Origin of the sequence: Pseudoalteromonas nanhaiensis (assembly GCF_051235485.1) — a bacterium.
Lineage (GTDB): Bacteria > Pseudomonadota > Gammaproteobacteria > Enterobacterales > Alteromonadaceae > Pseudoalteromonas > Pseudoalteromonas lipolytica_C.
On record NZ_JBPNYQ010000047.1, the window covers coordinates 1 to 6671 of the forward strand.

The following is a 6671-nucleotide window of genomic DNA, read 5'->3' on the forward strand; positions in this document are numbered from 1 at the left end:
TGATAGCTGATAGCTGATAGCTGATAGCTGATAGCTGATAGCTGATAGCTGATAGCTGATAGCTGATAGCTGATAGCTGATAGCTGATAGCTGATAGCTATGTTATAATCCCCGCAATTTTTGACTTTCAGTAAGTAACAACGCAATGACACTTGATGATATTCGTATCGTATTAGTTAACACATCACATTCTGGTAATATTGGCTCAGCGGCACGTGCTATGAAAACGATGGGCTTATCAAATTTATATCTTGTTGATCCTGCTTGTGAAATTGATAGTCATGCCAGTGCGCTTGCAGCTGGTGCAACTGATGTTTTAGGTAAAACAGTGGTTGTAGATACGCTGGCAGATGCAATTGCCGATTGTAGTTTAACAATTGGTACCAGTGCACGCTCACGTACATTATCTTGGCCTATGGTTGAGCCGCGTGAATGTGGTGAAAAATTAGTAGCTGAAGCTGAGCACGGTCCTGTTGCACTGGTATTTGGTCGTGAAAATAGTGGTTTAACGAACGAAGAACTACAACAATGTAATTACCACGTATGTATTCCTGCCAACCCTGAATATAGCTCGCTAAATCTAGCGATGGCGGTGCAAACACTGTGTTATGAAACACGTATGGCTTATTTAAATAAACAGCCAAAAGTACAAGAAGAAGACGAAGCAACCTATCCAAATGCGAAGCAAACTGAGCTGTTCTACGAGCACTTAGAGCAAACGCTAAACGACACGGGGTTTATTATCAAACAACACCCTGGCATGGTAATGACTAAATTACGTCGTTTATTTAACCGCGCGCGTCCAGAAGAAGCTGAGATGAACATCTTACGCGGTATTCTTACCTCTATTAATAAGTCTATAAAATAATCACAGGTTATAAGTATAATACTTGACTAAATTACTCAGGTAATTACAATATACCCAGTACTTGACTATTTTTGTCAAGTATTCGGTTTTATCAATGGCAAGTATCAATTTTTATCAAGTGATAATACTTGACTATTTTGGTCTGGTAATTAAAATTTGCACACCTTAGCGTGCAGTAACATCGGGGGCTCCATGAAGTTAACATCAAAAGGCAGATACGCAGTAACCGCCATGTTGGATGTTGCACTACATACGAATGTGGGTGCAGTGCCTCTTGCCGATATTTCTGAACGCCAAGAGATTTCGTTATCTTACCTTGAGCAATTATTCGCCCGTTTACGTAAAAATGGCCTTGTGACCTCTGTGCGTGGCCCAGGTGGCGGATATTTATTAGGTAGAGAAGCAAACGAAATTTCTGTCGGCGATGTGATTAATGCCGTTGATGAGTCTGTTGATGCAACACGTTGCCACAACGCAACGGGTGGCTGCCAAAGCGGCATGCGTTGTTTGACTCACACTTTATGGTCGGACTTAAGCGCACGTATCGAAGAGTTTTTAAATAGTATTACCCTTGCTGAATTGGTTGAAAAGTCAGATGTGAAAGAAGTCGCATCACGCCAAGATAACAGCATCAACACTGCAATTAAGCAACTGGAAAACATTCAAGTAAGCTGTCAACTGTAGCTTGACGAAAGCGGAGAGAGAAATGAAGTTACCGATTTATTTAGATTACGCAGCAACCACGCCTGTTGATGAACGTGTGGCAAAAGAAATGATGCAATGCCTGACTATGGACGGTAATTTTGGTAACCCTGCATCACGCTCACACCGTTTTGGTTGGCAAGCAGAAGAAGCGGTTGATCAAGCACGTACAGATATCGCTGATCTGATCAACGCTGACCCGCGTGAAATTGTTTTCACTTCAGGTGCTACAGAATCAAATAACCTAGCAATTAAAGGTGCTGCGCAGTTCTATAAAAAGAAAGGCAAGCACGTTATCACTGTTAAAACAGAGCACAAAGCAGTACTTGATACGTGTCGTGAACTAGAGCGTCAAGGTTTCGAAGTAACCTATATGGACGTTGAAGAAAACGGTTTACTTGACCTTAAAAAGCTTGAAGCTGCAATGCGTGATGACACAGTACTTGTGAGCGTAATGCACGTAAATAACGAGCTAGGTGTTATCCAAGATATCGCGACAATCGGCGAAATGTGCCGTGAGCGCAAAATTATGTTCCACGTAGATGCTGCACAAAGTGCAGGTAAAGTACTTATCGACGTGCAACAGTTAAAAGTAGATTTTATGTCGTTCTCAGGCCACAAAGTATATGGCCCGAAAGGTGTAGGCGCACTTTATGTTCGTCGTAAGCCACGTGCTCGCTTAGAAGCACAAATGCACGGTGGTGGTCATGAGCGTGGTATGCGTTCAGGCACATTGGCTACTCACCAGTTAGTTGGTATGGGCGCGGCATTTAGAATCGCTAAAGAAGATTTCGAAAAAGACCATGCACACATCAGCGCACTTCGTAAGCGTTTGGTTGATGGCATCATGGCTGATATGGAAGAAGTTTACTTTAATGGTGAACCAAGCCAGTCAGTTCCAGGTATTGTAAATATCAGCTTCAACTTTGTTGAAGGTGAGTCGTTATTAATGGCTGTTAAAGACATTGCTGTTTCATCAGGTTCAGCCTGTACCTCAGCAAGCTTAGAGCCTTCTTATGTACTACGTGCATTAGGCCGTAATGACGAGTTGGCACACAGCTCAATTCGTTTCAGCATTGGCCGCTTTACGACTGAAGAAGAGATTGATTACACCGTTGAACTAATCAAAAACTCGATCGGCCGTTTACGTGAGATGTCTCCTCTATGGGAAATGCATCAAGAAGGTATTGATTTAGATTCAGTTGAGTGGGCGCATCACTAATTTAGTGATCGCCGCCGCTAGCAGGTAGTGAGGATAGTATTATGGCTTATAGTGATAAAGTAATCGATCATGTTGAAAATCCACGTAACGTGGGTGCTTTAGACAAAAATGATCCGTCGGTTGCAACAGGTATGGTGGGTGCACCAGCGTGTGGTGACGTAATGAAATTGCAAATCAAAGTATCACCAGAAGGTGTAATTGAAGATGCAAAATTCAAAACATATGGTTGTGGTAGCGCAATCGCTTCTTCTTCACTTGTAACTGAGTGGGTAAAAGGCAAAACATTAGACGAAGCTGCAACAATCAAAAATACTGATATCAGTGCTGAGCTTGAGTTACCGCCAGTGAAAATTCACTGTTCAATTTTAGCAGAAGACGCGATTCAAGCAGCAATTGCTGATTACAAAAGCAAACAAGCGAAGTAAGAGATAAATTCATGGCAGTGACATTGACAGATGCGGCAGCAAACCGCGTAGAATCATTTTTAGCAAATCGCGGGAAAGGCATTGGCCTACGCGTTGGCATTAAAACGACGGGCTGTTCAGGTCTTGCTTATGTTCTTGAATTTGTTGATGAGTTAGCTGACGGCGACGAAATTTTTGAAAGCCGTGGTGTGAAAGTGATCGTTGATGCCAAAAGCTTAGTCTACATTGATGGTACTGAGCTTGATTACACCAAAGAAGGTTTGAATGAAGGGTTTAAGTTTAATAACCCGAACCAAGCCGATGAGTGTGGTTGCGGCGAAAGCTTCACCGTTTAAGCTTAAAAAATTTCTTTGCTTGAAGCCCTGCCTATGTAGGGCTTTGTTCTTTCCTGTTTACCGAGTTGGATTATGTAATGCGTTACTTTGAGTTATTTGCAATTCCAGTAGATTACAACATTGATTTAGCGACTATTAATAAACACTACCTTGAGCTACAACGCGCAGTTCATCCAGATCGCCACGCAAGCTCTAGCAGCCGTGATAAATTACTTGCTGTGCAAAATGCAGCAGAAATCAATGATGCATTACAAACCTTAAAACATCCGGTAAAACGCGCTGAGTACATGCTAAGCGAGCTTGGTGTTGATATTCGCGCCGAGCAACAAACATTACAAGACCCGCTATTCTTAATGCAGCAAATGGAACTGCGTGAAGAATTAGAAGAACTTGAAAATGCCGCAGATCCTGATGCAGCAATTGCCCAGTTTGAAGCGCAAATTAAACAACTCGATAAGCAATACAGCAGCGAATTAGCCGAACAGCTCGCAAGTAATGATGAGCAACAATGGCAAGCTGCCGCTGACAATATTCGTAAATTGAAGTTTGTTTATAAGTTACGCGATGAACTAGAGCGTATTGAAGACAGTTTATTTGATGATTAATCGTTAGTTGTTTTAAAGCAGCTATTTAAGAGTTTAAAAGAGCATTATGGCATTATTGCAAATTGCTGAGCCGGGGCAGAGCGCGGCACCACATGAGCACAAATTAGCAGTCGGTATTGACCTTGGTACAACTAACTCGTTAGTTGCAACAGTGCAAAGCGGCGAAGCACGCACACTGACTGATTTAGCAGGTAATGCGATACTACCATCGGTTGTACAATACCAAGCTGATAGCATAGTGGTCGGTGAACGAGCGGCAGCAGCTGCCACTCAAGACCCTGCTAACACCTTAATTTCGGTGAAACGTTTTTTAGGTAAAACTCAGGCCGAAATCGAAAAAAGCTATGGTCAACTACCGTATGAATTCTGTGAGCATGATGGCTCGTTAGCAATCAGCACGGTTGCAGGTGCGATTAGCCCTGTAACTGCATCGAGTGAAATTTTAAAAGCATTAAAACTGCGTGCAGAAGATAGCTTTGCAGGCCAAGACATTATGGGTGCAGTTATTACTGTGCCAGCCTATTTTGATGATGCACAGCGTCAAAGCACCAAAGACGCCGCAGAGCTTGCTGGTATCAAGGTTTTACGTTTATTAAACGAGCCAACGGCTGCGGCTGTAGCTTATGGCCTTGACTCAGGCCAAGAAGGCATTATCGCCGTATACGATTTAGGTGGCGGTACCTTCGATATTTCTATTTTACGCTTACACCAAGGTGTATTTGAAGTACTTGCGACTGGCGGTGACTCAAGCCTTGGCGGTGATGATTTTGACTCGCTATTAGTTGATTACTTCAAAAAGCAAACAGGTGTGAGCGAGCTTTCTGCATCGGTATTGCGTTTATTCATCAATAAAGCAAAAGCGTGTAAAGAAGCACTAAGCCAATACCAAACTGTGAATGTAGGCTTAGAGTTTGATGGCCAAAGCCACAAAGTTGAAGTTACTCGCGAAACGTTTGATGAGTTAGCTCTTGGCCTTGTGAAGAAAACACTGCGTTCTTGTCGCCGTGCGGTTAAAGATGCGGGTATCGAAAACGAAGAAGTGCTGCAAGTTGTAATGGTTGGCGGCTCGACTCGTATGCCAATTGTACGCTCTCAAGTTGCTGCATTTTTTGATAAAGAGCCACTGACTTCTATCGACCCTGATCGCGTAGTTGCACTCGGTGCGGCATTACAAGCAGACGTACTGGTTGGCAATAAGCCAGATTCAGACATGTTGCTATTAGACGTATTACCACTGTCACTAGGTCTTGAAACCATGGGTGGCTTGGTTGAGAAAATCATTCCACGTAACACCACGATCCCTGTTGCACGTGCACAAGAGTTTACTACTTTCAAAGATGGTCAAACTGCAATGTCACTGCATGTATTACAAGGTGAGCGTGAGTTAGTTGACGATTGTCGTTCGTTGGCAAAATTCAGCTTAAAAGGTATTCCGGCCATGGCAGCCGGTGCTGCGCATATTCGCGTAACCTTTAAAGTAGATGCTGATGGCCTATTAAGTGTATCGGCAATGGAAAAGTCAACAGGTGTGCAAGCTGAAATTCAGGTCAAACCATCATTTGGTTTATCGGATGATCAAGTTGCAAACATGCTTAAAGAGTCAATGACTAACGCAAAAGACGACATGCAAGCGCGTATGCTTAAAGAGCAGCAAGTTGAAGCGTTACGCGTTGTTGAAGCGCTTGAAGCATCACTCGCAACCGACAGTGCATTACTTGATGAACAAGAATTAGGTGCGTTAAAAGCAGAAATTGCTAAACTTGTTGCCGTACGTGAAAGCGCAACAACACCTGCAGAAATTAAAGCAGCGATTGAAGCTGTAGACAATGCAAGTAGCGAATTTGCTGCTCGCAGAATGGATGCATCAATCAAAAAAGCGCTGCAAGGGCAGTCAGTAGACGAAGTTTAACGAGGTAAGGTATGCCACAAATTATTTTTCTTCCCCATGCAGAATTATGCCCAGAAGGCGCAGCAATTGAAGCACCTGCAGGTGAAACAGTATTAGATGTTGCACTAAAAAACGGTATTAGCATTCCACATGCTTGTGAAAAGTCATGTGCGTGTACAACATGCCATTTAATCATCCGTGAAGGCTTTGACTCTTTAGATGAGAGCGATGAGCTTGAAGACGATATGCTAGATAAAGCATGGGGTCTTGAGCCTGAGTCACGCCTAGGTTGCCAAGCAATCATTAAAGATGAAGATTTAGTGGTTGAAATTCCAAAGTATAATCTCAATATCGTTAATGAAGAGCATTAATTTTTAACGGCTTTGATTTCGTAAAAACCGCTGTAGTTGCTTAGTCTCTACAGCGGTTTTTTGTTTTTAGAGCTGTCAGCTTTCAGCCGTCAGTTTTTAGCAAATAGAGAGGGTGTTTCAGTTATTTGTGTTTTTGAGCAGCAATAGCTTTACATTGATCTCTCAGGTTTTATGTTTTTGATAGCTGATAGCTGATAGCTGATAGCTGATAGCTGATAGCTGATAGCTGATAGCTGATAGCTGATAGCTGATAGC

Annotated in this window: 8 protein-coding genes; all 8 read left to right on the plus strand. The window is 42.8% G+C overall.

The window, feature by feature from the left end; all coding sequences use genetic code 11:
* Nucleotides 1-145 precede the first annotated feature (145 nt).
* The gene (trmJ, locus tag ACSFVZ_RS20290) at nucleotides 146-868 is read left to right on the plus strand and encodes a tRNA (cytosine(32)/uridine(32)-2'-O)-methyltransferase TrmJ (protein WP_135923327.1); all 723 of its coding nucleotides are present in this window, start codon (nucleotides 146-148) and stop codon (nucleotides 866-868) included.
* A 192-nt stretch (nucleotides 869-1060) separates the two neighbouring features.
* Nucleotides 1061-1552 carry a Fe-S cluster assembly transcriptional regulator IscR gene (iscR, locus tag ACSFVZ_RS20295; protein ID WP_063701779.1) on the plus strand — a complete coding sequence of 164 codons (492 nt, stop codon included), beginning with the start codon at nucleotides 1061-1063 and terminating at the stop codon, nucleotides 1550-1552.
* Between the two features lie 22 nt (nucleotides 1553-1574).
* Nucleotides 1575-2792: an IscS subfamily cysteine desulfurase gene (locus ACSFVZ_RS20300; RefSeq protein WP_135923328.1), complete on the plus strand. Its 1218-nt coding sequence runs from the start codon at nucleotides 1575-1577 to the stop codon at nucleotides 2790-2792.
* 41 nt (nucleotides 2793-2833) lie between these two features.
* Nucleotides 2834-3217 carry a Fe-S cluster assembly scaffold IscU gene (iscU, locus tag ACSFVZ_RS20305; protein WP_054552501.1) on the plus strand — a complete coding sequence of 128 codons (384 nt, stop codon included), beginning with the start codon at nucleotides 2834-2836 and terminating at the stop codon, nucleotides 3215-3217.
* Nucleotides 3218-3228: 11 nt separating this feature from the next.
* Nucleotides 3229-3552 (plus strand): iron-sulfur cluster assembly protein IscA, encoded by a 324-nt coding sequence (gene iscA / locus ACSFVZ_RS20310; protein WP_054552502.1) that lies wholly within the window; start codon nucleotides 3229-3231, stop codon nucleotides 3550-3552.
* 77 nt (nucleotides 3553-3629) lie between these two features.
* The gene (gene hscB, locus ACSFVZ_RS20315; protein ID WP_135923329.1) at nucleotides 3630-4157 is read left to right on the plus strand and encodes a co-chaperone HscB; all 528 of its coding nucleotides are present in this window, start codon (nucleotides 3630-3632) and stop codon (nucleotides 4155-4157) included.
* Between the two features lie 46 nt (nucleotides 4158-4203).
* Complete coding sequence (gene hscA / locus ACSFVZ_RS20320; RefSeq protein ID WP_253038466.1) at nucleotides 4204-6066, plus strand: Fe-S protein assembly chaperone HscA; 1863 nt, start codon at nucleotides 4204-4206, stop codon at nucleotides 6064-6066.
* A gap of 11 nt (nucleotides 6067-6077) precedes the next feature.
* Nucleotides 6078-6416: an ISC system 2Fe-2S type ferredoxin gene (fdx, locus tag ACSFVZ_RS20325; RefSeq protein ID WP_135923331.1), complete on the plus strand. Its 339-nt coding sequence runs from the start codon at nucleotides 6078-6080 to the stop codon at nucleotides 6414-6416.
* Nucleotides 6417-6671: the final 255 nt, after the last annotated feature.